This window comes from Paenibacillus sp. NAIST15-1, from assembly GCF_001894745.1.
GTDB classification, from domain to species: domain Bacteria; phylum Bacillota; class Bacilli; order Paenibacillales; family Paenibacillaceae; genus Paenibacillus_B; species Paenibacillus_B suaedae.
The window spans coordinates 205,279-230,606 of sequence record NZ_BBYF01000009.1; the positions used below are offsets into that span (position 1 = coordinate 205,279).

Sequence of the window (25,328 nt, forward strand, 5' to 3'; positions counted from 1 at the left end):
CTTACAAGATTCGGCTACGAACGCAAGAACAAGCCTGCCGCACCAATCATACCCGCATCATTGCCTAGCTCTGCTGGAACGATGGATACGCCGCGCGTAACCGGGTCAGGTGTTAATTTCATGAATGTTTCACGAATTTGCTCGAACAGGAACTCGCCTGCCTTCGATACGCCTCCGCCAATAATGAACCGCTCTGGATTCAATGTCACTGCTACAGCAGCCATCGCCTTGCCTAAATAATAAGCTGCACGGGATACGATGCGCACTGCGACCTCATCTCCCGCCTTCGCCGCATCGAATACATCCTTTGCTGTAATGCTCTCTACCAAGGATAAGGAAGTGCGATCTCCGCGTTCAACTGCATCATTGGCCATTCGAATAATACCTGTAGCCGAAGATACTGTCTCCAAGCACCCCATCTTGCCGCAGCCACATTGGATCGCTTCCAGATCAGGGATTACCGCCATATGGCCAAGCTCTCCTGCTAGACCTGAGAATCCTTGTACAATTCTACCGTTAATAATAATGCCTCCGCCGACACCCGTTCCGAGCGTGTAGCAAACACAATGGTCAATGCCCTTGCCTGCGCCGCTCCACACCTCGCCAAGTGCGGCAACATTTGCATCATTGTCAATCTTAACTGGCTTGCCTAGACGTTCTTCTAATATGGAACGGATCGGCACATCCTTGAATCCTACGTTGGGCGCCAAGATGATAACGCCTTCCTTTACATTCGTAAATCCTGCGACTCCTGCACCGACGCCAGCCACCTGGCTCCAATCGTAAGGAGATTGTTCCACAATGAGACGAACATATTTTTCGATATTATCCATGACAGTATCCGGACCCTTAGCTACTTCAGTTGGTCCCTCAAATGTATGCAGAAGCTTGCCTTCCGCATCACAAATTCCAACTTTAATGGCCGTACCGCCCAAATCGACACCCACGTAGATCTGCTCAGACATGCGTCATCCACCTTTTATATACGTAATCGAATTATGGTACTTTCAGTACCCACTATACGCGAACCCACTAGTCAGGTCAAGAGAACGGAGCCCCTAGCCAAGCGTTGCCAAGCCGCGCCAGAAGCGCGTATAAGCCCTCCCTGCGGCCTAATTTTCGGCCATACGTTCCAGTCCGTTCGACACGCTCGCCACTCCCACTTTTCCCGCTCGACCACCTGACCTAATCGTACGAAAATAAAGAGGGAGCCTACTGGCTCCCAACTTTCGAAAAGTGAGTTCTTTTTCACCTTATTGATTCAAAGACTGGCTCCAGTCCTGCGTAATATGTCCTTCCAAGAACTTCTCGCAGTCCAGAGCTGCTTGGCAGCCAGAACCGGCTGCTGTGATCGCCTGACGATACTTCGTATCATGCACGTCACCTGCAGCAAATACGCCTGGTACACTCGTTTCCGTAGAACCTGGCTTCACAATTACATAGCCATGATCGTCCAGTTCAATGTGACCTTTCAAGAAATCTGTATTTGGCTTGTGGCCGATAGCAACGAACAAACCGTCCGTTTCCAGAATTTCTTCTTCGCCAGTCTCATTGTTTTTCACCTTGAGACCTGTAACACCCATGCCTGTAGATACGACCTCAATTGGAGTACGATTCAAGCCCCATTTGATCTTCTCATTATTTTTCGCGCGATCCTGCATAATCTTCGATGCGCGAAGCTCATCACGACGATGAACGAGTGTCAACTCGGAAGCGAAGCGAGTCAGGAAGTTAGCTTCCTCCATCGCAGAGTCGCCACCGCCGACAACGATGATTTTCTTCCCACGGAAGAAGAATCCGTCGCACGTAGCGCAGGCGCTGACCCCTTTACCCAAGTTCTCTTGCTCACCTGGAATATCCATATATTTCGCAGAAGCGCCTGTTGCTACAATTAACGTTTCTGTGACAATCTCGCCTACACCTTCAACTTGAAGCTTAAATGGGCGGCTAGATACATCAACACTGTTTACCCAGCCTGTCTTGAACTCTGTGCCGAAGCGCTCAGCTTGCTTACGCATATTGTCCATCAATTCAGGACCCTGGATGCCTTCTGGGAACCCAGGGAAGTTCTCAACGTCTGTAGTCGTCGTCAACTGTCCACCTGGTTGAGGTCCCTCGATCACAAGCGGGTTCAAGTTGGCGCGAGCCAAGTAAATCGCTGCTGTATAACCAGCAGGTCCTGTGCCGATAACAACTGATTTATATACTTTGTTCTCCATGGGGTTGGCCTCCCTTATAATCAAGTATTTATTTTATCTTCATGTAAAGGATTGCTTGATTTTAGCTTCTACCTGACAAGTGTCTTCCATTCGTTTCACATGCTTGGCAACGGTAGTTGCCGATACACCATATTGCTCTGCTGCAAGCTGATAGGACATCTCACGTCGTATCATCTTCGCGATAATGAATTCGATCGCTGCAGCCCAGCTTTCCGCCTTGCCAATTCGTGGTACTTCGTCGGGATATAAGTGCGTAATAAATTCAATCCAAAGCGTCTCTGCATCATGCATCTGAAACAGATCGTACCGCTCTTTCATAGAATCACGCAATATATCTAGTACCTGCTGCCATTGCGACTCCCAGACCGGCAGACGATTTGCAATATGATTACGGTGAACTTGAATATACTCGCCCTTCCATTCTACCTCAATTGGATCTTCTACCCCATGCATACGAAGCACATATACAGCAACCTGCTTCATGTATGCATCCTGGTCTGGATCCAGCAGCATAGAGCGAAGCGCATCATTAGCCTCATCGTCACCAAGTAAGCTCATCGCTTGGAGTGCCTGAAGCTTGACATCCGGCTCACCGAATCGCAGTGCCCAGAACAATGAAGCTCGTACAAGCGGATCTTTCTTGAGCTGCTGCTCCCAATCCTTGCCGTCCTCTGAACGACCCGAACGACTGCCATCAGTTGAATCAGCCTTCGAAGCAGCCCTACGGCTAGCCTCCTCATAAGGTAGACGATAATGATAGGTTGGCATAGGATCGATATCTCCCTCATCACGCTGCTGCAATCGTTCCATATAGTACGTTGCAATGCCGGAATTGGGATCCAGTCTGCGGCATACTGCCCACCAGCGAGAAGCCTCCTCATATCGACCCAAGCGGCAAGCCGCTACAGCCGCATAATGGTAAATACTCGCTTCCCGCAGCATATGGCCTGTTACTAAGCGGCGCAAATGCTGATAAGCAAGCTCATGCTCATCCAACATACCCATCGTAGTCGCAATCTTGAACAGATGCTCCCGATAGAAGGGCTGAATCTTGCCAATCATCGCAATAAGCTGCTGGACGACAGCTTCATTGCCGGCATGGCGCTCGAATATCGCCAAGTTGCACAATGCATGCAAGTTCCCTTGATCTCTCTCAAGAACAGCATCAAGTGCCTCCCGCGCTTCATCGAACTGCCCCATATAATAATAAGATAACGCCAGGTTGTTCCATGCGGCCAAATAATCTGGATCCGAATCCACAACCCGCTTCAACAATTTCTCTGCCTCTACGAACCGGCCTGCTTCGAGCAGCATGCGTGCTTCTGCATGCTCATCCTCTGCCTGCTCAGAGATTCCCATCTCTTCGTCGCTCAGCGCTGACGGCAGCTTCGCAGCCGACGATTGAGCTCCCACATTCTGCTCACCGCGATGCTGTGATGAAGAAGACTGCTTCGCCTCGAAACGAATCATTTCGAGCATTTCCTCCGCTTCTTCCGTATACATTCCTGTGAGATCACGGGATAAATACGTCTCAAGCATCGCCTCCGACTCCTCGAACTGCTCCATATAAGCAAAGTTATTCGCCATATAATAGTAGCATTCATTCATATTCGGATCGAGTTCATGCAAGATGTGGTGCAATGTATCGTTAGACTCTTCGAACCGTCCCGCTTCTGCAAGAGTTCCTGCAAGATTGCACTGCAGGATAGGGTTGTCCGGTTCGCACTCCACCGCCTTGCGAAAATATGTCAACGCCTTGTCGTAGTGCAGTCGTTCCAACGATTGTACCGCACGTTCAGAGAACGAAGCAGCATCCATCGGGAACATAACTACCTTGTTCTGTTCTGCCATCGCCAAGGCCCCTCCTGACACTCATATACTGTACACATACCCAACAGTATATCATATTGACGCTCAATTCCTGCATCCCTTTCGCGAAGTCTTTCCAAGGGACAGATTCAAACCTCGCGTTTCTCTGTAGATTCAGGCACAAGCCTCTATATTTCCCATAACCGCAAGGGCCGGAGATTCAGAAGAAGCACATCGGTAATACATTATCAACTTCGATGTATTATTTTTATATAATAATAATTCTTATCTTATTATAACTCAAATCTTGATCACAGGCAATCTGTTGACCCCTATTTAGATATGTTCATATTCAAGTTCACAACCACGCTAACAACGAACAATAGGCGGGCAATTGCATTGCGCACCTCTCATAAGGAACACATGACATCGCCCGCCATCCTATGCAGCTTGTATTCACGACTTTACTTTCCCATTCTGATTATACGTATCCCGTCTAGCCCCACGGTGGCGCGCCTCCAGTACAGATAACACGTCTCCCAGCGCAATGTTGCGTTCGCGTAGCAGAACAAGCATATGGAACAGCAGATCTCCAATCTCCCCAACTAGTTCCTCCTTGTTGTCACTCTTCGCTGCGATCACAACCTCGGTAGACTCCTCGCCTATCTTCTTCAATATCTTATCGAGACCCTTCTCGAACAAGTAGGTTGTATATGATCCCTCAGGACGCTCAATCTGCCGCTGTGCTATAAGGTTCTCCAGCTCTGCCAGCACCGAATTTACAACTGGCGCATGACTCTCTTCTTCCCTCACATATCCCATAAGGCCACTTTCGAAGCAAGTACGGCTTCCGGTATGGCAAGCCGGTCCGCTGGGACTGACCTGCACGAGCAGTGTGTCCTGATCACAATCCACGGCTATGGATACGATTCGCTGCGTATTGCCTGACGTTGCGCCCTTGTGCCACAGTTCTTGACGAGACCTGCTCCAGAATACTGTCTCTCCTGTCTCGCACGACAAGAGCAAGGATTCCTGATTCATATACGCCACCATAAGGACTTCCTTCGTGATGGAATCCTGCACAACAGTCGGCACGAGGCCGTATTCATTCCAACGGATGGATGCGGCCAAGCGTCCTCCATCTACTATTACTTGTTGCGTCATCGTACACGTACCCCCTCTGCGTGAAGCGCCTCCTTCACTTCTGCAATCGATACTTCCTTATAGTGGAATATTGACGCTGCAAGCGCAGCATCGGCATGTCCTTCCGTAAATGCCTCCACAAAGTCACCTGCTCGCCCTGCACCGCCTGAAGCAATAACGGGGATGCCGACAGCATCGGATACTGCACGTGTCAGCTTATTATCGAAACCATCCTTCGTTCCGTCCGCATCCATGCTTGTCAGCAGCAATTCCCCTGCCCCAAGCCGCTCCACCTCTTGTGCCCAAGCCACTGCACGCAATCCAGTAGGTGTACGCCCACCGTGAATATACACTTCCCATTCTCCCCAGGTCTCATTGTACTTGGCGTCGATGGCTACTACGATGCATTGCGACCCGAATCGCCGCGCACCATCCGTTATGAGACTTGGCTGCTTCACAGCCGCTGTATTTATGCCGATCTTGTCCGCACCTGCACGCAGCATGCGCATCATATCATCGACAGAAGAGATCCCGCCACCCACTGTAAAAGGAATCGAGATTTCTCCTGCGGTCTGCCGTACTACCTCCACCATCGTTGCCCTACCCTCGATAGACGCGGAGATGTCAAGGAATACCAGTTCATCTGCGCCCTCCTGATCATACAGCGCAGCAAGTTCCACCGGATCTCCAGCGTCACGAAGCTGAACAAAATTGACGCCTTTTACAACACGGCCATCCTTCACATCTAGACAAGGAATTACACGCTTCGCCAACACCGCAATCGCCCCCGTTCCGTATGGCTAGCTTCGTACGGCTGCCTCCAGCCGTACTGCATCTGCCAAATCAATGCTGCCTGTATAGAGTGCCTTGCCAATAATTGCTCCACCTACACCATCAGCCGCATACTTGGATAGAGCATGAATATCATCCATACTGCTGACGCCCCCAGAAGCAATTACGGTCTGCCCCGAGACCTTCGCCAGTTGTACAATTGCCTCGATATTCGGCCCCTTCATCATGCCGTCTCGAGAGATATCCGTGAAGATGAACGTCTTCGCCCCTGCCGCAACAAGCTCAGCCGCAAGCACGCCCGCCTTCACTTCCGAGGTCTCCAGCCAACCACGTGTGGCAACGAATCCATTGCGGGCGTCGATGCCAATCGCAATGCGGTCGCCATACTTGCCAAGTACGGTTTCAACGAAGCCACGATCCTCTATTGCCGCTGTGCCCAATATGACACGCGCCACACCCGCTTCCAGCAGCTGCTCAATGTCCTCAAGCGTGCGCAGGCCGCCGCCAACCTGTACCGGAACCGCTACAGACCGTGCAATTTCACCAATGAGCTCCGCATTGATCGGGCGCCCTTCCTTCGCTCCATCCAAGTCCACCAGATGAATCCAAGAAGCGCCATTCGCTTCCCAACGCTGCGCTACTTCTACAGGGCGCTCATCGTAGACCGTCTCTTGCCCATAATCCCCTTGTACAAGCCGGACACACTTTCCCCCGCGAATATCGATTGCTGGATATATCGTGAACGCTGCCATCTGCCTCGCCTTCCTCTCCCATCATTCTCCTGTCTATGATCTGGCCAGTTGTATGGATTGCCTGCCCGAGCCAGTCAGCGCCAAAAATCTCCCTAACAGGCGCAGTCCCAATGCTCCGCTCTTCTCCGGATGAAACTGCATTCCATATACAGAGCCGCGCCCTACTATTGCCGCGACTTCAACGCCTCCATAGCTGCACGTCGCAAGTACATCTGATTGCTCTTCCGCAACTACTCGGTAGGAATGTACGAAATACACATAACCACTCTCTGCCTCTCCCGCCAATGGATGTGCTGCTTGCTGCCACATCAGCTCATTCCAGCCCATATGCGGCACCTTATAAGATCCGCCCACGAAACGCACCGCACGACCTGGCAGCATGCCTAATCCCTCATGGTAGCCATGTTCATCGCTTCCCTCGAACAACAGTTGCATGCCTAGGCAGATGCCGAGCATTGGCTTGCCTCCTTCAACTACCTCCTGCAGAGTGGGAATGAGCCCGCTTCCTCGAAGCGCCTGCATGGCATCTCCGTATGCCCCAACCCCTGGAAGAATGATGCCATCAGCAGTCAGCAATTCCTCACGGGAACTGGTCAGGACGACCTCATATCCTAATCGCTCCACTGCCTTGCTAACACTGTGAAGGTTCCCCATCCCATAATCGACCACGGCGATCATGAGCTACAGCACTCCCTTCGTAGAAGGAACACCTTGTACCCGCGGATCAACCGATGTCGCTTCATCAAGCGCCCGCCCTAACGCCTTGAATACCGCTTCAATCATATGGTGCGTATTCTGACCGTAATGAACGATGACATGAAGTGTAATTCTCGCCTCCAGCGCTAATTTCCACAGAAACTCATGCACAAGTTCCGTGGTGAACGTGCCCACTTGGGCGGATGGATAGGAAGCTCTGTATTCGAAATGAGGTCGGTTGCTTACATCGATAACCACTTGAGCCAGTGCTTCATCCATCGGAACAAACACAGACGCATACCTCTTGATCCCCGACTTGTCGCCCAAAGCCTCTCTTAATGCAAGCCCGAGACAAATGCCGATATCCTCAACTGTATGGTGATCATCGATGTCGATATCACCGGTAGCATCGACCTTCAGATCAAAGTGACCGTGCTTCGTAAATAAATCCAGCATATGCGTAAGGAACGGAACGCCAGTATCCAACTCACTTTTTCCCGTCCCATCAATCGAGAATGACAACTGAATATTCGTCTCATTCGTCTTGCGGGCAATATCCGCTTGACGTATACGGCTAATCGCTTCCTGTACCATTAAAAGTTCCGCCCTTCTGTTGAAGATTGCAGTTTTTATTCTTACTTTCTATGATCAAGAATCCGCTATTCCAATATAAGTTTCGCAGCTCGTTGACTGCACCTAGCTTCTCACGGTTCCTTCTCCACTGTTCCCTGTCTTTCACTGTCTCTCTTTACTTTCCGTGCCGCTCCGCCCGGTTTCTATTTATGTTCTCCACTCTATCTCTAAGTCTCTATGATCTCTATAATTTCTATCTCTATAATTTCAGAATCCCTTCTATGTCTGCTAAATCAGCCATCTTTACTATTTCTACTATTTCTACTATTTCTACTATCGCTGCTATCTCTACTATCTCTTTTATTGTCACTATTCTTACTATCGTTATTGATATAGTACTGCTGTTATTCCTGCGATTTCTGTTGCTGCTGTTTTCTCTTAATCCTACTCTTACTGCTATCGCAACTGTTCTATGACGCTATGTGTAGCTTCAAACCCCACGCTTGACTGCTCTTGCAGACGAACCTCAATTGCCCTGGCATGCCCCTCTAGCCCTTCGTGGCGAGCCAGTTCGATAATGGCCGCCCCATTCGTCAGCAGTGCTTCCTTGCTGTAACGAATTAAGCTCGACTTCTTCATAAACATATCTACATCGACGGGGGAAGAGAAGCGCGCGGTTCCATTCGTCGGAATAATATGGTTCGGTCCCGCGAAGTAATCTCCAACCGGCTCAGAGCTGTAAGCACCAAGGAAGATTGCCCCAGCATTCTCTATGAGCCCGAGCCACTCCATCGGCTCTTCCGTCATGATTTCCAAATGTTCAGGAGCCAATCGATTCACGACTTTGACGCCCTCGCGCAGATCCTCAACCACGATAATTGCCCCGTATTGTTCTATAGAAGCAGAGGCAATGTGACGGCGAGGCAGTTCCTTCAATTGACGTTCAACCTCGATTGACACAGCTTGAGCCAGATCCATGGAGTCTGTCACCAGGACAGCCGATGCCATCTCGTCATGTTCAGCCTGGGACAATAAATCAGCTGCCACAAATACAGGATTAGCCTGCCTATCCGCTAATACGACAATCTCTGAGGGCCCCGCCATACTATCGATATCAACGACCCCATACACTTCGCGTTTCGCCAGTGCTACGAAGATGTTCCCCGGGCCGCATATTTTATCTACTGGGGCAATTGTATCCGTCCCATAAGCTAATGCAGCAATCGCCTGTGCACCGCCAACCCGATACATTTCCTTTACACCCGCTTCGGCAGCCGCTACGAGTATGTATGGATTGATTCCTTCCGTCCCACCAGTAGCTGGAGGAGTGACCATTACGATCTCCGGTACTCCTGCTACTTGAGCAGGAATCACGTTCATGAGAACAGATGACGGGTATGCAGCTTTGCCGCCTGGCACATATACACCTACGCGTTTCAGTGGACGCATAATCTGTCCAAGCAGAGTCCCATCTGGTTCGAACTCCATCCATGATGTCCGCTTTTGTCGCTCATGGAACCGTCTGATGTTGCTTGCAGCTTGACGAATGGCCACTAAGAACGCTTGATCAACCTGCTCGTAAGCCAGCGCAATATCCGACTCTTCTACACGAAGCTGTCCTTGGGTAATGGCGACCTTATCGAACTCCCAAGTATATTTGATTAGTCCTGCATCTCCCTCATGCCGCACATCGCTAACAATCCGCTTTACGCTGCTCAATTGCTCGGGGGTGCCGTAATCAATTTTCCGATCCAGGCTCCAATCCGCTGCTTGTATGATCCGCATCTCACTCTCTCCCTCCTAATCCCCTGCTGCAATAGACTTCGATGCTCATCTAGACTGATGACTAAGAACATCCTAACGAATGGCCGCTGACTTCTCCAATGTCTGGGGCACAATCCGTTGAAGCCGTTCGCACAAGCTCTGAATGACCTCGCTCTTCATGCGATAACTTACCTGATTGGCGATCAGTCGGCTTGTAATGCCGAACATCTCCTCTAGCTCTACCAAGCCGTTCTCTTTCAGTGTCTTGCCTGTCTCCACCATATCCACAATTCGATCAGCCAGACCAATCAAGGGAGCCAGCTCGATGGAACCATTGAGCTTAATCACCTCTACTTGCTGACCTTGCTCACGAAAATATTGAGAGGCTACATTCGGATACTTCGTTGCGACCCGCAAGTGGCTGACCGGCTTCCATGATGGCAATCCGATGACCGACATCCGGCAGCGTGCAATCCCTAGATCCAGCAGCTCGTATACATCCTTGTTTTCCTCCATTAATACATCTTTGCCAACGATGCCGATATCAGCCGCTCCATACTCCACATAAGTCGGGACATCAACAGGCTTCGCCATAATGAACTGCATGCTCGCTTCCGGCACATCTATAATCAACTTGCGCGACTCATCCTCATCCTCTGGAACATAGAGTCCAGCTTGACGGAACAAGGCAGATGCCTGCTTGTAAATGCGGCCCTTAGGCATTGCAACCTTAAGCCAATCTTGCATAAGTCGTTCCTCCTTCGTCGTCAAGCACGGTTCGTGAAAGCAAGCACCTTGCTTCCTCGATCACCACATGTATCGGGCTGCACCCCCGCCTCAACACTTACGTCCAATCGTTTCTCACCTTCAGAATCGATATATTGCGTTACCACTTTCTTGCCTTCCTTCCGCAGACGTGCCGCTTCCCGGAATGCCTCCTGACGGTGAAGCTCATCATATTGAATGGTGAGTGTTGCTATTTCTCCATCTGTTGCATCACCACTGGTAGACAGAGCATCCACAATACGAGTCGTCTGAAGGGCGAAGCCAGTTGCGGGCGCCGAGCGACCGAACTGCTGCAGCAAATTATCATATCGTCCTCCGTTTAAGACAGGGAATCCAGTATCCGCCGCATAACCTTCGAATATCGTACCTGTATAGTAGGAAAAGTCACCTAGCATCGTTAAATCCAATACTATATGGTCTTCCACCCCGTAGGCTTCCAGCACATCCCACACTTTCTCTAAATGATGGATGGATTCCATCATCGCTGGCACATCAGCTATACCGCGAGCTGACTTCAGTACATCTCGGCCTCCTCGCAAGTGCAGCACTTGCTCCAGGCAGCCTCGATGCTCTTGATCTATAGGCAAGCTATGAATGAGCTCTCGATAACCAACTACATCCCGTTGCACTAGGCGCAGCTTCAATTGTGTCTGTACCTCTTTCTGCTGAGGAAGTGCATATTCAAGCAGCCCTTCCAAAAAGCCATGATGTCCCAGTGCGACCTTAAACCGTTCAATCCCAGTTGCTTCTAAGCAAGCAATCGACAGCGCTATTACCTCAGCATCAGCATCAGGAGACCCATCCCCAATCATCTCTGCTCCTGTCTGGTAGAATTCAGCTTCACGTCCTGCTTCCTCCTCCATTGAGCGGAACACATTCGCATGGTAAGACAATCGAACAGGGTACGGTTCCTTGCCGAGCAAGGATGCCACAACTCGCGCTATTGGTGCAGTCATGTCAGAACGAAGCACCATTGTTGTGCCGCGTTGATTCAACAACTTGAATAGCTTGTGATCAGAGGTAGAGCTCGCCGTGCCTACCGTCTCGTAATATTCCATTGTCGGCGTAATAATTTGCGCATAGCCCCAGCTATCCATCGTGCAAAGTGCTTTCCTTTCTACTGCACGTAACCGGCGCACAGCTTCTGGCAAATAATCACGAACACCCGAAGGCTTCTCGAACATTCTCGGCTTTGTCATTGCGTCACCTCGGAATTAGATGCTTTAGTGAGTTAATATATTAACATGTTACCTTATTAGCAAACCAAAGAATTTTACTGGTAATATTATCACGTAATATTCTCATCGTCAATCCATTTTCAACGCAATTCCCTTTATTTCTCTCCTCCCCCACAATCCCCAGCCCGAGCTTCCTGCACAAAAGAAAAGGGACACCCTCTATCCTTGCAAGTTGCAAGAATACAGGGTGTCCCTTAAGTGCAGAAGATGTATACATGTCCTGCTCTTCTGGTGCCGTTAAGAAGCATTCGTACTCCTAATCATTTCAACTGCTGCGGCTGGATTCTTCCGATTCTGCATCCAATCGCGCGGCGGGGCTCCTAATCCAAATGAAGCGCCCGGTATAAATCGAAGTGCCCCATACACGATGATCCATGACATTCCGAGGGCGAACACATAACCACTGAAGATGAATAATGGATATAGCGAGGCGCTCCCCCTATGCCACGGAAACTGTCGATATAGGGCAAGGAATGCGGGATGAATGAGGTAAATGCCGAAGGATAGATCCCCAAGCTGAGACAGTAGTCTTCTTCCGAGCTCTGGTAGACGGCGTTCCAGATAGAAGGCAAGTTGGATGAGTACAATTGCAGATAACAACGTATGTCCGTTCCAGAGCAGTTCATAAATAAGTGAGTTCATCTCTTTGCCCGTGGAGCGTGTCCAATACCATATCTGCACATGCAGCAGCGCGAATCCAAGCCATAACAACCAGATTGAACCTGTTATCAGCTTATAGCGTACCGAGCAGACTCGTCCCCAAGAATCAAGCCAAGGGCGTACTTTATGAAAGTTAATTCCTAAGTAAGCACCTGCAAAATAAAAGCTTATGTATGACAGCGAAATACTCCCTTTTGCCGGAATTTGCACGCCATATTTGTTCCATAATACATACCCCCATTGCAAGGCCAAGCCGAGTGGGATAGCCCAAGCGACAACTCGCCGGGAGCGAAATAGCAATAGCAGCAACGGGAACAATAAGTAGAACTGTATACTAATAAACACAAAATACAAGTGTGTATATGCAGTTCCTGTTAATAGCTTCGTAATGAACACAGGCACTGCTTCACTCCACGAACGATCTGGATACCAAGTTACCTGCACAAGCATAAAATAGAAGACTGAGCAGATTAGATAAGGTATAAATACATAGCGAAATCGATTCTTATAGAACTTCCCCAGCACCTGAGGCTGCAGCTTATCTCCACCACCATAGTTATAGAAGAGCACCATGCTGCTAAGTAAAATAAATGTTGGTGTACCGTACTTGAAAAAGATGTTGAAAAAGGTATACCCGTAAAATAAGCTTGATGTCTTCATCATCGCTGCAGTTTCCGAAGTTGCATGAACACTGATAACACCAAGCATGGCAAGTGCGCGCACGATAGAAAGAGTCGAAATCCGTTCTTTCCGTGCCACTATTGCATCCCTCCATTCACTTTGTGGGGTTCGTTATACGATCCAACTTCATGAGGATAGACCTTTGCCTTTGCGTGTATTGTGATAACCTAATTGGGAGGATGCACTGTCGTCTGTGTTGGTTGGTTCTGCCTCTGTACATTCCCGCTTCTTTTTTTCGGTACCGCCCCAAAGAACATCCAACTGAACGGAATATAGCGATGACATAATTCTACAATAGCCCAAGACAGAAGGAACGCACACAGGAACCCTCCCCCGATATACAGCGCATAACTAATCGAGTCTCCCCCTCCTAGCGGAATCTTGCGATAGAGATATAAGATCACGGGATGAATCAGATAAATGCCGAATGAGACATCTCCGAATCTAGTAATTAACTTCACGGATCTCTCAGGGAATTTGCGTTCAATGTATTGAGATAATTGAATGAGTACGACGCACGACAGCAAAGCGTGAGCATTCCAAGCTGCCTCATACCATAACGTATTGAAGCGCATACCATATTTATAAGTTGCATACCATAGCTGAACATGGCCGAGTGAAGCCGCAATCCACACGAGCCACACCAGCGCTGTAATCCAGCGATCACGTCTGCTGCCTTCAGGGGTTAGTGCATTGAACCAACCTTGTATGCGGTTCCAATACACACCGATGAACGCCCCTACCATGATATAGATCGAGTAGGACACAAGCAGGCTCCCCTTGTATACAATATGCAGGTCTAGCTTGTTCCAAATGACAAAGCCCCAATGTAGGGCTATTCCAATAGGAATGGCCCATATCGCTGATTTTACTGAGCGAAAGAAGTACAATATGACTGGAAATATCAAATAAAACTGAATTAGAATAATGACATAGTATAGGTGTGTGTATGCTGTTCCTTTAATTAAGCTGACAACATAGGCCTGTAAAGTATCTCCCAGACCACGACTGCGATAGGCTAGCCAATGATTCAACAAAAAATAGCAAGTAGAACAGATTACATAAGGAAGAAGAATTAGTTTTAATCGCTTGGTGTAGAATTCCTTTAAGGAGCTCCATGAGGTTAATCCTTTGTCGCAATAATTATAAAACATGACGAAGCTTGTCAGCAGCAAAAAACCAGGAACAGCAAATTTGCTGAACACATTCAAAAAATTATAGACAACAAATGAATCGGTTGTCTGTGTCGCCTTAATCGTCTGCGATGTAGCATGGATGCACAGAACTGCCATCATCGCGATAGCTCTATATATCGATAAAGATGAAATGCTCGACTTATTGCTCATGTCATCCATTCTCCCCATACCGAGGAATCAAGGGTGTCGAATCTAAGAGGTAACTCGGCAAATAATAAGTTTATCGTATGACAACGTTCGAGGTTATTTCCCGGGAAACAACCTCACAATTTGTTGAACGTCGTCAATTTCGTATTTTATACCGAATAGTTGATGAAGCTGGTGCAGTGACAGATACCAAATATCCTTTTTTTTAACCGGCGTAAGCTCGGAATATATGGGTGCTTGATCCCAACTTACTGTATAGGAAGTCTTTGCACGCCCAAGCTGCACATTTTTCCCCTTGTTCCCCATCCGTTCTAATAATTCTGATGTTCGAATTTTCTGATTGCCTGCATTTATACGGAATCCATTTGTTGTCGTCCGTTGATTGATACCTGGCTTTACCGTGAAGGTAACATGAATACCCAGCTGCTTGCACACTTCCAATACATCCTTGTTATACGCCCCGTACGGGAAAGCAACCACACTATACGTATTGCCAAGCATCTGCTTTAAGCGATCTTCAGCTCGCTTAAGATCCTTTTTAACCTTCGCTGTAAATTCCGTGCGTGTCTCCTTGCGATGCAGCTTCTTCAAATATTCTGGCTTGGACAACATCGGTCTCAAGGAACCCTGCTCATTAACCACCGTATATACATGCGAATTGTACGTATGGCTGAAGAAGCTCATTCCATTTCGCTTCATCTCACGCATCTGTTCCCAGGTCAGCTTCGGTCGTCCGGCACTCTTGCGATTGTCAATCGTAGAGACAATGACGAAGTTCGTCGCAGGTATATGGTACTTCTGCATGATCGGGTACACTTCTGTATAGAAAGATTCGTACCCATCGTCGAAGGTCATCAAGACCGCATTCGGTGGAACCGACCCTCCATGAAGCATAAAGTTCATGTATTGATCCATGGAAATGAAATGATAGTTATTATGGAGTAAAGCCTGAATCTGCTCTTCCAACTGATTCGGTGAAATAAATGTGACGTTATCCGGATTCTTCTGAACATTGTGGTACATCAGTGTCACTACTTCATCACGATAATGGACTGGTGTATATACCCATTGTGAGTCCAGATTATCCGTTGGTGCCAGGTCTAATTGCTTGTCTGTCGTACGCACTTGAATGCCGAAGGCATTCTTCAGGGCGTCGGCTGGGACATACCATTCATTCCCCATTAACAATGCCTGCTCTTCCGAACCGTTGTACCCGTCCCATACAATACGATGTGATAGCGCCTGTACCCCATCCGTATTCAAGAACAACGTGCTGCTTAGAAGAGCTATGAGCAATATGACACCTACAGTGCGTTTCTTTCGCATGCGAACTTCCCTCTTCTTCCAGTAACATTACATTTATTTTAATCTAACATACTTCGCAAGTGTTGTCATTTTTGTTTCTATATTCAAATTGTTTGTAAATACCAAAAAAAGTGGCAGGTGGGGATCCCCTTTCCTACCACTTCTCAGCTTATCCTTCTATTGTGAGGATGCTTCTATCATGGGAGCTGCATCCCGAATAACCCGCATGGGATTGCCGCCAACCATTTGACCAGGCAATACGTCTTTGTGCACGACCGTTCCCGCCGCGACAACAGCGTGATCTCCAATCGTGACACCCGGCAAGATCGTACTATTGGCTCCAATCATCACATGACTGCCGATTCGAACCGTTCCAAGCCGATATTCGTGTGTCAAATACTCATGTGCCAAAATTGTGGAATTATAGCCGATTATCGTATTATCCCCAATCTCGATTCGTTCAGGGAAAAAGACATCTACCATCGCCATTAGACCAAAGGCCGTGCATTCACCTACCTTCATGCACAGCAGCTTGCGATAAATCCACAATTTCATACGCAAGGAGGGGCTGTATCGTGCAAGTTGAATGCAAATGAAATTCCACATTCCCTTCCAAGGACTGACGGTTCGGTAGATTTGCCATAGACTGTTCGACCCTTCGACAGGATGCCTCTCCACATCTCTCACTTCTATTTCCGCTCCAATCCGACCAATGCGTATAGATCCCGCATGTCATGAATAATATGGCGTGGCTCGTATTGACGAAGGACAGCTTCTCCCTTCAGCGACCAAGCTACGCCGCATGATATTACGCCGGCAGCGTTCGCAGATAGAATATCAGCCGGACTATCACCAACCATAATCGTCTGTGCAGGATTTTCCTGCAGTGCTTCAACGGCTCGCAGCACCGGTTCAGGATGCGGCTTCGGATGATTGACATCTTGTACAGTAACAATCGTGCTTAAGTAATCAATGAGTCCGAACATACGCAGCGCCCGCTCTGTTGTCGCCCGCATTTTTGTCGTCACGACACCAAGCTGAATGCCTGATGCATGCAAATCCGCCATCACTTCCTTCACATAAGGAAACTCACGAACAAGCTCATCATGGCGTGCTACATTGTATTCACGATACGCTGCTACCAGTTCATCCACCTGATCCTGCCCTGTAAAAATTCGAAGCTGCTCTTCAAGCGTTAATCCCATACTCGGGATAATATGTTCACGAGTGAACGGTGACGGCGTCTTGTCCCGCAGAACGTGGAGAAATGTCTCGATAATCAGCTCGTTCGTGTCGATAATCGTGCCGTCTAAGTCAAACAGTACCGTTCGTATCATTTTCATTAATTACTCCTTCTTGCTCTCGTTATGATCTTTTTGTTGATTATCTTTCGCTTCATTCGCATCATCAATGTCTGATGATTCCTGCACAGCTTGGGTGTGTGCAGTTTCGGTTTTGACAGTTTCCGATTGTGCATTGTCCGAATGCTCTTCCGCAGATGCTCCTGTATCATATACATTCTCTTCGGCCTTATCCACCTGTGTAGTTACTGCTTTTTCCGTGCTACCAGCAGCAGCCTCCGGACGAAGGGTTGACACAATCGGCGCATGATAAGGAACTCGCGCGGCACCAGTCATACGACGAATGATAATCGTAATTACACCGGCCACAATCAAGAAGATCGCAAGCAGCTGCGAGATACGTACATTTCCATACGCAGGATCAAGGAAGCCTGGCTCGAATACAACCGTCATTGGCGACCACAATCCATCAATAAGCGACACTACCCAGTCTGAACCTTGGTAAGCCAAGCTATCCGTGCGAAGGCCTTCGATAAAGAATCGGCCGATGGAATACCAGATGAGGTAGCTGATGAATACTTCACCACTGCGAACACTGCGCAGACGTCGCAAGCCGAATAACAGCAACACTCCTATGAAGCTCCACAGAGACTCATACAGAAAGGTTGGGTGATGGAATGTGCCTTGGACGTTCATTTGATTCACAATAAAATCAGGGAGGTGCAAGCTATTGCGCAAAAATGATTCCTCAACCGGCCCTCCATATGCTTCTTGATTCACATAGTTCCCCCACCGTCCAATCGCTTGTCCGATGAGAAGTCCTGGTGCACAAATATCTGCAATCCGCCAAAAAGTATATCCTTTCTTACGGACATAGATGAGCGCGCAGATGACTGCACCTATGAGAGCACCGTAGATGGCAATGCCCCCGTTCCATATTTTAAAGACATCTACCCAATTGTCCTTATATTCATCCCACTTGAACGCGACATAATACGCGCGTGCCCCGATTAATGCGGAGGGTACACCGAACAATACCAAATCCATAAAGAAATCTTGGGATATGCCAAATCTCTTCCCTTCCCGAATCGCAAGCAGCAGCCCAACCAGTGCAGCGGTACCAAGAATAATCCCGTACCAATGCACTTTCAATGGTCCGAGCTGAATGGCTATCGGGTCTAGCAGCATTGTTGCCATTCTCTACACTCCTTCATTATATAGGCTACACTGATGATCAATCGAAATCGTCCATATCCTCGGCAATCGTTTCCGTCAGCTTGTTCGTAAACTGCAATGCCGCATTGTAACCCATACGCTTGAGGCGATAGTTCATGGCTGCTACCTCAATAATAACGGCCAAGTTCCGACCTGGGCGAACTGGTACGGTAACGAGAGGAACATCCGTATCAATAATTCTCGTTGTCTCTTCATCAATGCCGAGACGATCATATTGCTTATCTTGCTGCCAATTCTCTAGAGAGATGACCACGCTGATTCGCTTATTGTTCCGAATGGCACCTGCCCCGAACAACGTCATCACGTTAATGATGCCGATACCGCGAATTTCAAGCAGATGGCGGATCAGCTCTGGTGCCGAGCCGTGCAATACATTGTCAGAAGTTTGGCGGATCTCTACCGCGTCATCCGCGACTAGACGATGTCCGCGTTTGACCAGCTCTAGTGCTGTCTCGCTCTTACCAATCCCGCTGCCGCCAGTAATTAGCATACCAACACCGTATACATCGACCAATACACCATGAATGGTAGCCGTTGGTGCCAGCTTCTTCTCAAGGAAGCTCGTAATGCGGCTCGATAGAATCGTTGTTGCGGTGCGCGAGCGCAGCAGAGGCACTCCCTGCTCCTGACATACGTCGAGAATTTCCTGCGGAACCTCGAGTCCTCTTGTTACGATGATGCAAGGCATCTCTTCCGAGCAGAACAATTGCATACGCTCTCGCTTCGTTTCGGGGGAGAGCATTTCGAAGAAGGCAAGCTCAGTCTTACCAAGAAGCTGTACTCGTTCCTTCGGGTGATATTCGAAATATCCGGCCATCTCTAGGCCTGGGCGATGTAAATCATCAACAGTAATTGTTCGCTTCAAGCCTGTATCGCCAGCCAGCACCTCCAGGTGGAACTGTTCCACCATCTCGGAGACCTTTACCTTTTTGGCCATCGTCGTTCACTCCTTCGTCTCCGGCATTGCTCACAATCGATTACGTCCTGTTATGATGCCAATAATGCCGTATCTCTTTGTATTCATCGTATAGGAAAAACTAGCTTTTTTCAACGTTCCTTCTTTCGCAAGCACAACCTTGGCATATTCCACGATTTTTTTCCATATTTGTTGAAGGGATGCAGGAAAATCACCCTATCTCCACGAATATTCCAAACTACCTATCGATAAGGAGGTGTATGATATTTATCCCGATTCCCGTACCTGGCTGATAAATAGGTTAAGCGAGCAGGACGATGAATCCGAAATCCACCTATGACGACTTCCTTGTCAGGCCCATTCGTCCATAACCTTATATTTGAACGAAGGAGGCAATCATATGAAACGAAGTTCCTTACGTATGTCAATGAATCCGCTTCCAAAACCATTTTCATCCCTTGCTCTCGTCTTTATCCTCTTGTTGTCACTCTTCCCTGCTACTGTCTTAGGGGCAGCAGCCCCATGGTCACCGAATACCGCCTACAAAACCGGGGATCTCGTCTCCTATAGCGGCAAGACTTATGCTTGCATTCAGCCGCATACTTCACTAACCGGCTGGGAACCACCGAATGTCCCTGCTTTATGGAAGCTATCAGCAGATGAGCCTGTTGACACGACACCTCCTGCAGCCCCAACCAATCTGCGCGCATCTTCAATTGGCATTACTGAAGTCGTATTAGCCTGGAACCCAGCTACGGATAATGTGGGCGTCGTATCTTACGAAGTGTATAATGGCTCACAACTGGCAGGCACTACGAATACCACATCGTACACTGCCAAAGGGCTTACCCCAGACACAGCCTACTCATTCAATATCAAAGCCCTCGACGCTGCTGGCAACCGGTCAGAAGCGAGCAACAGTCTGGCCGTCCATACGAATACGGCCCCTGTGGATACAGAACCCCCAACTGACCCAACAGGATTACAACTGTTGTCTGCTACACCAACCAGTTTAACCCTCTCGTGGAATGCATCGACCGACAATATTGGCGTCGCCGGATATGATATTCTCCTTAACGGAACCAACGCTGCTTCAACATCCAACACGACCTACACATTGACTGGGCTCACTGCAGCCACCTCTTACACGATTCTCGTTCGTGCCTACGACGCTGCCGGCAATCGTTCTGCGGACAGCAACATTCTTACTGCTGATACCCCTCAAGTTCCGATTGGCAGCGGCTCAAAACAATTAATCGGCTACTGGCATAACTTCGATAATGGATCAACCAATATCCGCTTAAAGGATATATCTCCGCGCTACGATATCATCCAGGTTGCATTCGCTGAGCCAATCGGCGATCGAGTAACGATGGCCTTCACTCCTTACAACGCAACGAAGGAACAATTCAAGGCTGATATCGCTTTACTTCAATCCCAAGGCAAAAAAGTGCTTATTTCGATTGGTGGGGCAAATGGAACCGTCGAACTCACCTCTACCACAGCTAGAGATAGTTTCGTACGTTCTATGAATGATCTCATTCAAGAATATGGATTCAACGGAATCGACATTGATTTGGAAGGAAGCTCGCTTGCCTTGACTGGTGCCGATACCGACTTTAAAAACCCAACAACACCGAAGATTGTTAATCTCATTAGCGCAATCCGGACGATTCTACAAGGAAAATCCTCAGATTTCATGCTAACTATGGCGCCAGAAACTGCATATGTACAGGGTGGCATGGTTGCATACGGTGGCCCATGGGGAGCTTATCTGCCTGTAATTTATGCGTTTAAAGATCGCTTGAACATCCTTCATGTTCAACATTACAATACGGGCTCCATAACCGCACTGGATGGACGTTCCTATAGCCAGGGCACAGCGGATTTCCAAGTAGCTATGGCTGAAATGCTGCTGCAAGGCTTCCCGGTCAACGGCAACGCATCCAACCGCTTCCCAGCATTGCGCGAAGACCAAATCGCCATCGGCTTGCCAGCTGCTCCAGCTGCAGCAGGCGGCGGTTATACGTCACCTGCAAATATCGATAAGGCATTGCAATATCTCGTCAAGGGAACGGCATACGGAGGTACCTATCAGTTGATCAAACCCTCAGGCTATCGCAACTTCCGCGGAGTCATGACCTGGTCCATCAACTGGGATCAAGCAAGTGGAAACAACTTCTCCCAGCCTGTACGCACCACATTGAATGGGTTGCAGTAATTGGGGGACTATGGATCTAAGAAATTCAAGAACAGGCCTCGATTTTGAGCAAAAATAAAAGCGGTTCAATCTTCCACGATCCGAACATCCATACTTCACTGAACATACAGATTACGAAACAAAAACATGCAAAAAAGGCTGGCCCTCAGGGCCAGCCTTCTATTTATTGAATCCAATTAGCTTTCGAACAAGTTCAACTCGGAATCTTTGTCGAAAATATGGATTTTGTTCATATCGATAGCAAGCTTCACGTTTTGGCCTTCTTTCGCGTTAGAACGTCCGTCTACACGAGCGATAACCGTTTCCTTGCCTACACCTGTCAAGTACAAGAACATTTCATGACCCATGTTCTCTGTAACTTCGATAGCTGCAGAGAAGATGCTGCTAGGGGAAGCTTCCAAGAATACCGGCTCTTCATGGATATCTTCGGAACGCACGCCGAGAATAACCTCTTTGCCTACATATCCTTTTTCTTTCAAAATTTGTGCACGGCCTGCAGGAACTGCTACATCCAAGCCAGTCGCCTTGAAGCGGAAGTTGCCGCCTTCTTCAGACAATACACCTGTAATAAAGTTCATTGTAGGGGATCCGATGAATCCTGCAACGAACATGTTAACCGGATGATTGTACAATACGTCCGGGGAAGCTGCTTGTTGAATGATACCGTCTTTCATAACAACGATACGGTCACCCATCGTCATCGCTTCGATTTGGTCATGCGTTACGTAGATAACAGTTGTTTGCAAACGCTTAGCAAGCTTGGAGATTTCCGCGCGCATTTGACCGCGCAATTTTGCATCCAAGTTGGAAAGTGGTTCATCCATCAAGAATACTTGTGGTTCACGAACGATCGCACGACCCAAGGCAACACGCTGACGCTGACCACCGGACAAAGCCTTAGGCTTGCGATCAAGCAAGTGCTCGATGTCCAAGATGCGAGCTGCTTCACGAACGCGCTTGTCGATATCTTCTTTTTTGAACTTACGCAGTTTCAAACCGAATGCCATGTTCTGATACACGTTCATATGCGGGTACAACGCGTAAGATTGGAATACCATCGCGATATCGCGATCTTTAGGAGCAACGTCATTCACAAGGCGGTCGCCAATGAACAATTTACCTTCAGAGATTTCTTCAAGACCTGCGATCATACGCAGTGTTGTCGACTTACCGCAACCAGATGGGCCTACCAATACGAGGAACTCTTTGTCTTGAATGTCCAGGTTAACATCCTTAACTGTTGGATTATCTGAACCTGAATACTTCTTGTAAATATGTTCTAAACGTACGCCTGCCATGTGCGTTTCCCCCTTATAGTTAGATACAATGTAATCGGTTACTTTCGATACATTTATCTTACCGGAACCCTGTACAAATGACCATACACAAACTGCACAAAAAATGAATAGCCTATTTTGTTACTTTGTACAATAGCAATATCAATTTTACCAACACAGCATCCGTAAATTGACGAACGTCCAACCCGGTCTCATGTTTAATCTTATCTAATCGGTATAATAGCGTATTACGATGGATATAGAGACGCTTGGCTGTCTCGCTTACACTACAGTCATGCTGGAAGAACGTATCCAGCGTAGACAGTGATTCTACATCATTGAAGCTGTCTGCCTTCGTAACGACACGCTGCAGAAATTGCTTACGAACCGCATCTGGTATACTGTTGACAAGCCGTTCTAGATGCAGCTCCCATGGAAGATGAATATTGTCTGTGACATGGAACGTCCGCCCCAAGTACATCGTTTCTCTCAGCTGGCTAACGACCGACGGCATACCCTTCACCGGTGCAAAAGGATACCCAATGGACAGCTGGCTGTCACCTACCCATTCACTGGCCACCAGCTCATACAGTCCCAGACAAAAAGAAGTAAGTTGCTCTTCCATCGTCTCCTTCGTTTCTACATCCTCGTCTGCCTCACTAACTTGAATCAGTTGCTCGGGACATAAGATCAGCCACTCCTTATCCGATAAAGGAAGGAGGATCAATTCTCCGCCAAAATAAGACTTGAGCAGTTTATATAAATGCTTGTACCCTGGCCCATCTCGATGAGCATGTTCCGCAACAAGCAAGAAAGGCACTGTCTGTGTGAACATTTTCGTCTTCCATGAGAAGGAGTCCGGAATTTCCGCGGCCGTATCTCCATCTCGCATGTGCTCGATGATCCATTGACCGATTAGATAGGCCTGCTGCTCATCCGTGACATGAACCGTATCCATCGCCGATTTCGGTTGATGCTGCATCAACAGCACTAATTCAAGCCATTGCAGCTCTTGTCCCGATAGCGATTTCCCTTGCAGCTTCATGACTTCGGTTGTTGTCTTACCCTGCTTCCATAACAAATACCATTCCTCATCATGCTTCACCATCGTACGAGGAGATGGAGTTCCATCCTTCACTCCCACAGCTGCTGATATCCAATCTTCCCACTGTGCCGTTGATATGTGTTGCGACTCTAAGCGCATACCTGTTAGTCGCTCGATTTGCAGTTGTAATGCTTGCTTATCCATCATCGCTCTCAACCCATTTCATCCAGCATAAATTACTTCCATTGTACCATATCAAGATACAAAAAAACCGGACTGGCTAATCCCAGTCCGGTACTTATGTATGATGAGTGTTATATGGGTTGTTTAGCAGCCTGTTTGTTTTGTTTCATTCTCATCCATTCTTCTGCAGCCAACACGGCCACTATACTGCACGCATAAATAATACCCGCTATCCTTGGCTTCCCGATTGCGTCAAAACATTTTGCAATACCAAAGCCAATAAACGTAGTTGCCAGAAACACAGTCACTCGTATTATCCACTTGTTCATGCTGTCTTTACCTACATTCGGTATAGTTGTGAACATACAAAAAAACCTCAGCTTCCGCTGAGATTGATTAAATAAACTGGTGAGCCATGAAGGACTCGAACCTTCGACACCCTGATTAAAAGTCAGGTGCTCTACCAACTGAGCTAATGGCTCGCAAATGGTGGAGGCTGATGGATTCGAACCACCGAACTCGTAGAGAGCAGATTTACAGTCTGCCGTGTTTAGCCACTTCACTAAGCCTCCGCATTTACATGGTGGCTTGGGACGGAATCGAACCGCCGACACAAGGATTTTCAGTCCTTTGCTCTACCGACTGAGCTACCAAGCCGTATTCAATTAAAAAAAGTGGGGATTGACCTCCACTTTTACTTGAAATAAAAATGGCGGAGCTGACGGGATTCGAACCCGCGGTCTCCTGCGTGACAGGCAGGCATGTTAGGCCTCTACACCACAGCTCCAGGATGGTTAAAATGGTGCCGGCGAAAGGAGTCGAACCCTCGACCTACTGATTACAAGTCAGCCGCTCTACCAACTGAGCTACACCGGCATATTATGGTGGACGCTGACGGGATCGAACCGCCGACCCTCTGCTTGTAAGGCAGATGCTCTCCCAGCTGAGCTAAGCGTCCATGTTGTTGTAAGAAAGGTAATATGGTAGCGGCGGAGGGAGTCGAACCCACGACCTCACGGGTATGAACCGTACGCTCTAGCCAGCTGAGCTACACCGCCATATTATCATCAATTGTATCACCAGAATATAACTGGCGGAGAGAGAGGGATTCGAACCCTCGCGGCTGTTACACCCTAACGCTTTAGCAAAGCGTCCCCTTCGGCCTCTTGGGTATCTCTCCAATTCGTTAAGGTGCGCAATACGCTTGTCCACCGTATTATACGCGATTCATGATACAATTACAAGGTTTGAACCTTGAAAACTGAATGCGAAAGTGTCATGCTCTGAATCAAATAGGATAAGCCCTCGACCGATTAGTATTGGTCAGCTCCACACATTACTGTGCTTCCACCTCCAACCTATCTACCTCGTCGTCTTCAAGGGGTCTT

General features: G+C 48.2%; 22 protein-coding genes, 8 tRNA genes and 1 rRNA gene. 1 reads left to right on the forward strand and 30 read right to left on the reverse strand.

Annotated features, from left to right (window positions below):
• Positions 1 to 14: 14 nt before the first annotated feature.
• The 18 genes from PBN151_RS19295 to hprK all read right to left on the reverse strand — a co-directional run bounded on the left by PBN151_RS19295 (position 15) and on the right by hprK (position 19,235).
• Positions 15 to 965, reverse strand: coding sequence for an ROK family glucokinase (locus PBN151_RS19295; RefSeq protein ID WP_021252842.1), 951 nt, complete (start codon positions 963 to 965; stop codon positions 15 to 17).
• A gap of 288 nt (positions 966 to 1,253) precedes the next feature.
• Positions 1,254 to 2,219, reverse strand: coding sequence for a thioredoxin-disulfide reductase (trxB, locus tag PBN151_RS19300; protein WP_072730302.1), 966 nt, complete (start codon positions 2,217 to 2,219; stop codon positions 1,254 to 1,256).
• Positions 2,220 to 2,258: 39 nt separating this feature from the next.
• Positions 2,259 to 4,070 (reverse strand): tetratricopeptide repeat protein, encoded by a 1,812-nt coding sequence (locus PBN151_RS19305; protein ID WP_072730303.1) that lies wholly within the window; start codon positions 4,068 to 4,070, stop codon positions 2,259 to 2,261.
• A gap of 414 nt (positions 4,071 to 4,484) precedes the next feature.
• The gene (hisIE, locus tag PBN151_RS19310; RefSeq protein WP_072730304.1) at positions 4,485 to 5,192 is read right to left on the reverse strand and encodes a bifunctional phosphoribosyl-AMP cyclohydrolase/phosphoribosyl-ATP diphosphatase HisIE; all 708 of its coding nucleotides are present in this window, start codon (positions 5,190 to 5,192) and stop codon (positions 4,485 to 4,487) included.
• The gene (hisF, locus tag PBN151_RS19315; RefSeq protein ID WP_072730305.1) at positions 5,189 to 5,947 is read right to left on the reverse strand and encodes an imidazole glycerol phosphate synthase subunit HisF; all 759 of its coding nucleotides are present in this window, start codon (positions 5,945 to 5,947) and stop codon (positions 5,189 to 5,191) included. The genes hisIE and hisF overlap by 4 nt, the downstream gene beginning before the upstream one ends.
• A gap of 24 nt (positions 5,948 to 5,971) precedes the next feature.
• Positions 5,972 to 6,715, reverse strand: a complete 744-nt coding sequence (gene hisA / locus PBN151_RS19320; RefSeq protein WP_072730306.1) for a 1-(5-phosphoribosyl)-5-[(5-phosphoribosylamino)methylideneamino]imidazole-4-carboxamide isomerase — start codon at positions 6,713 to 6,715, stop codon at positions 5,972 to 5,974.
• Between the two features lie 33 nt (positions 6,716 to 6,748).
• On the reverse strand, positions 6,749 to 7,393 hold the full coding sequence (gene hisH, locus PBN151_RS19325; RefSeq protein WP_072730307.1) for an imidazole glycerol phosphate synthase subunit HisH: 645 nt from the start codon (positions 7,391 to 7,393) through the stop codon (positions 6,749 to 6,751).
• 3 nt (positions 7,394 to 7,396) lie between these two features.
• Positions 7,397 to 8,005, reverse strand: a complete 609-nt coding sequence (gene hisB / locus PBN151_RS19330) for an imidazoleglycerol-phosphate dehydratase HisB (RefSeq protein ID WP_072730308.1) — start codon at positions 8,003 to 8,005, stop codon at positions 7,397 to 7,399.
• Positions 8,006 to 8,440: 435 nt separating this feature from the next.
• The gene (gene hisD, locus PBN151_RS19335; RefSeq protein WP_072730309.1) at positions 8,441 to 9,769 is read right to left on the reverse strand and encodes a histidinol dehydrogenase; all 1,329 of its coding nucleotides are present in this window, start codon (positions 9,767 to 9,769) and stop codon (positions 8,441 to 8,443) included.
• A gap of 72 nt (positions 9,770 to 9,841) precedes the next feature.
• Positions 9,842 to 10,495, reverse strand: a complete 654-nt coding sequence (gene hisG / locus PBN151_RS19340; RefSeq protein ID WP_072730310.1) for an ATP phosphoribosyltransferase — start codon at positions 10,493 to 10,495, stop codon at positions 9,842 to 9,844.
• A gap of 20 nt (positions 10,496 to 10,515) precedes the next feature.
• Positions 10,516 to 11,733: an ATP phosphoribosyltransferase regulatory subunit gene (locus PBN151_RS19345; RefSeq protein ID WP_072730311.1), complete on the reverse strand. Its 1,218-nt coding sequence runs from the start codon at positions 11,731 to 11,733 to the stop codon at positions 10,516 to 10,518.
• A 276-nt stretch (positions 11,734 to 12,009) separates the two neighbouring features.
• A complete protein-coding gene (locus PBN151_RS19355; RefSeq protein ID WP_227774861.1) occupies positions 12,010 to 13,191 on the reverse strand; it encodes an acyltransferase in 1,182 nt (393 codons plus the stop codon).
• A gap of 89 nt (positions 13,192 to 13,280) precedes the next feature.
• The gene (locus PBN151_RS19360; protein WP_175560752.1) at positions 13,281 to 14,459 is read right to left on the reverse strand and encodes an acyltransferase; all 1,179 of its coding nucleotides are present in this window, start codon (positions 14,457 to 14,459) and stop codon (positions 13,281 to 13,283) included.
• A 93-nt stretch (positions 14,460 to 14,552) separates the two neighbouring features.
• Positions 14,553 to 15,782 carry a polysaccharide deacetylase family protein gene (locus PBN151_RS19365; RefSeq protein WP_021252856.1) on the reverse strand — a complete coding sequence of 410 codons (1,230 nt, stop codon included), beginning with the start codon at positions 15,780 to 15,782 and terminating at the stop codon, positions 14,553 to 14,555.
• A 156-nt stretch (positions 15,783 to 15,938) separates the two neighbouring features.
• Positions 15,939 to 16,448 (reverse strand): acyltransferase, encoded by a 510-nt coding sequence (locus PBN151_RS19370; RefSeq protein WP_072730315.1) that lies wholly within the window; start codon positions 16,446 to 16,448, stop codon positions 15,939 to 15,941.
• A gap of 2 nt (positions 16,449 to 16,450) precedes the next feature.
• Positions 16,451 to 17,098, reverse strand: a complete 648-nt coding sequence (ppaX, locus tag PBN151_RS19375; RefSeq protein ID WP_072730338.1) for a pyrophosphatase PpaX — start codon at positions 17,096 to 17,098, stop codon at positions 16,451 to 16,453.
• Between the two features lie 9 nt (positions 17,099 to 17,107).
• A complete protein-coding gene (gene lgt / locus PBN151_RS19380; RefSeq protein WP_072730316.1) occupies positions 17,108 to 18,259 on the reverse strand; it encodes a prolipoprotein diacylglyceryl transferase in 1,152 nt (383 codons plus the stop codon).
• A 37-nt stretch (positions 18,260 to 18,296) separates the two neighbouring features.
• Positions 18,297 to 19,235, reverse strand: coding sequence for an HPr(Ser) kinase/phosphatase (hprK, locus tag PBN151_RS19385; protein ID WP_021252860.1), 939 nt, complete (start codon positions 19,233 to 19,235; stop codon positions 18,297 to 18,299).
• 379 nt (positions 19,236 to 19,614) lie between these two features.
• Here hprK and PBN151_RS19390 point away from each other — a divergent pair, with 379 nt between their 5' ends.
• Positions 19,615 to 21,435 (forward strand): fibronectin type III domain-containing protein, encoded by a 1,821-nt coding sequence (locus tag PBN151_RS19390; protein WP_083545224.1) that lies wholly within the window; start codon positions 19,615 to 19,617, stop codon positions 21,433 to 21,435.
• 176 nt (positions 21,436 to 21,611) lie between these two features.
• On the opposite strand, the gene PBN151_RS19395 is transcribed toward PBN151_RS19390, so the two are convergent.
• From PBN151_RS19395 to PBN151_RS19450, 12 genes are all read right to left on the reverse strand, one after another.
• Positions 21,612 to 22,733, reverse strand: coding sequence for an ABC transporter ATP-binding protein (locus tag PBN151_RS19395; RefSeq protein WP_021252862.1), 1,122 nt, complete (start codon positions 22,731 to 22,733; stop codon positions 21,612 to 21,614).
• Positions 22,734 to 22,845: 112 nt separating this feature from the next.
• Positions 22,846 to 23,964: a PucR family transcriptional regulator gene (locus tag PBN151_RS19400; protein ID WP_227774871.1), complete on the reverse strand. Its 1,119-nt coding sequence runs from the start codon at positions 23,962 to 23,964 to the stop codon at positions 22,846 to 22,848.
• Between the two features lie 107 nt (positions 23,965 to 24,071).
• Entirely contained in the window at positions 24,072 to 24,269 is a 198-nt protein-coding gene (locus PBN151_RS19405) for a hypothetical protein (protein WP_139295378.1), read from the reverse strand.
• Between the two features lie 77 nt (positions 24,270 to 24,346).
• A tRNA-Lys gene (locus PBN151_RS19410) sits at positions 24,347 to 24,422 on the reverse strand.
• Between the two features lie 5 nt (positions 24,423 to 24,427).
• Positions 24,428 to 24,512, reverse strand: a tRNA-Tyr gene (locus tag PBN151_RS19415).
• Positions 24,513 to 24,521: 9 nt separating this feature from the next.
• Positions 24,522 to 24,597, reverse strand: a tRNA-Phe gene (locus PBN151_RS19420).
• Positions 24,598 to 24,650: 53 nt separating this feature from the next.
• Positions 24,651 to 24,727 (reverse strand) — tRNA-Asp (locus PBN151_RS19425).
• A gap of 13 nt (positions 24,728 to 24,740) precedes the next feature.
• Positions 24,741 to 24,816: transfer RNA gene (locus PBN151_RS19430), tRNA-Thr, on the reverse strand.
• A 6-nt stretch (positions 24,817 to 24,822) separates the two neighbouring features.
• Positions 24,823 to 24,898, reverse strand: a tRNA-Val gene (locus tag PBN151_RS19435).
• A gap of 23 nt (positions 24,899 to 24,921) precedes the next feature.
• A tRNA-Met gene (locus tag PBN151_RS19440) sits at positions 24,922 to 24,998 on the reverse strand.
• Positions 24,999 to 25,031: 33 nt separating this feature from the next.
• Positions 25,032 to 25,120, reverse strand: a tRNA-Ser gene (locus tag PBN151_RS19445).
• Positions 25,121 to 25,233: 113 nt separating this feature from the next.
• Positions 25,234 to 25,328 (reverse strand): 23S ribosomal RNA (locus PBN151_RS19450); the annotation flags it as partial.

What these genes read in the sequence shown, in the direction of transcription:
- PBN151_RS19295 (WP_021252842.1), bottom strand. Translation starts at nt 965, where the DNA reads ATGTCTGAGCAGATCTACGTGGGTGTCGATTTGGGCGGTACGGCCATT.
- trxB (WP_072730302.1), bottom strand. Translation starts at nt 2,219, where the DNA reads ATGGAGAACAAAGTATATAAATCAGTTGTTATCGGCACAGGACCTGCT.
- PBN151_RS19305 (WP_072730303.1), bottom strand. Translation starts at nt 4,070, where the DNA reads ATGGCAGAACAGAACAAGGTAGTTATGTTCCCGATGGATGCTGCTTCG.
- hisIE (WP_072730304.1), bottom strand. Translation starts at nt 5,192, where the DNA reads ATGACGCAACAAGTAATAGTAGATGGAGGACGCTTGGCCGCATCCATC.
- hisA (WP_072730306.1), bottom strand. Translation starts at nt 6,715, where the DNA reads ATGGCAGCGTTCACGATATATCCAGCAATCGATATTCGCGGGGGAAAG.
- hisH (WP_072730307.1), bottom strand. Translation starts at nt 7,393, where the DNA reads ATGATCGCCGTGGTCGATTATGGGATGGGGAACCTTCACAGTGTTAGC.
- hisB (WP_072730308.1), bottom strand. Translation starts at nt 8,005, where the DNA reads ATGGTACAGGAAGCGATTAGCCGTATACGTCAAGCGGATATTGCCCGC.
- hisD (WP_072730309.1), bottom strand. Translation starts at nt 9,769, where the DNA reads ATGCGGATCATACAAGCAGCGGATTGGAGCCTGGATCGGAAAATTGAT.
- hisG (WP_072730310.1), bottom strand. Translation starts at nt 10,495, where the DNA reads ATGCAAGATTGGCTTAAGGTTGCAATGCCTAAGGGCCGCATTTACAAG.
- PBN151_RS19345 (WP_072730311.1), bottom strand. Translation starts at nt 11,733, where the DNA reads ATGACAAAGCCGAGAATGTTCGAGAAGCCTTCGGGTGTTCGTGATTAT.
- PBN151_RS19360 (WP_175560752.1), bottom strand. Translation starts at nt 14,459, where the DNA reads ATGAGCAATAAGTCGAGCATTTCATCTTTATCGATATATAGAGCTATC.
- PBN151_RS19365 (WP_021252856.1), bottom strand. Translation starts at nt 15,782, where the DNA reads ATGCGAAAGAAACGCACTGTAGGTGTCATATTGCTCATAGCTCTTCTA.
- ppaX (WP_072730338.1), bottom strand. Translation starts at nt 17,098, where the DNA reads ATGATACGAACGGTACTGTTTGACTTAGACGGCACGATTATCGACACG.
- lgt (WP_072730316.1), bottom strand. Translation starts at nt 18,259, where the DNA reads ATGGCAACAATGCTGCTAGACCCGATAGCCATTCAGCTCGGACCATTG.
- hprK (WP_021252860.1), bottom strand. Translation starts at nt 19,235, where the DNA reads ATGGCCAAAAAGGTAAAGGTCTCCGAGATGGTGGAACAGTTCCACCTG.
- PBN151_RS19390 (WP_083545224.1), top strand. Translation starts at nt 19,615, where the DNA reads ATGAAACGAAGTTCCTTACGTATGTCAATGAATCCGCTTCCAAAACCA.
- PBN151_RS19395 (WP_021252862.1), bottom strand. Translation starts at nt 22,733, where the DNA reads ATGGCAGGCGTACGTTTAGAACATATTTACAAGAAGTATTCAGGTTCA.
- PBN151_RS19400 (WP_227774871.1), bottom strand. Translation starts at nt 23,964, where the DNA reads ATGATGGATAAGCAAGCATTACAACTGCAAATCGAGCGACTAACAGGT.
- PBN151_RS19405 (WP_139295378.1), bottom strand. Translation starts at nt 24,269, where the DNA reads ATGAACAAGTGGATAATACGAGTGACTGTGTTTCTGGCAACTACGTTT.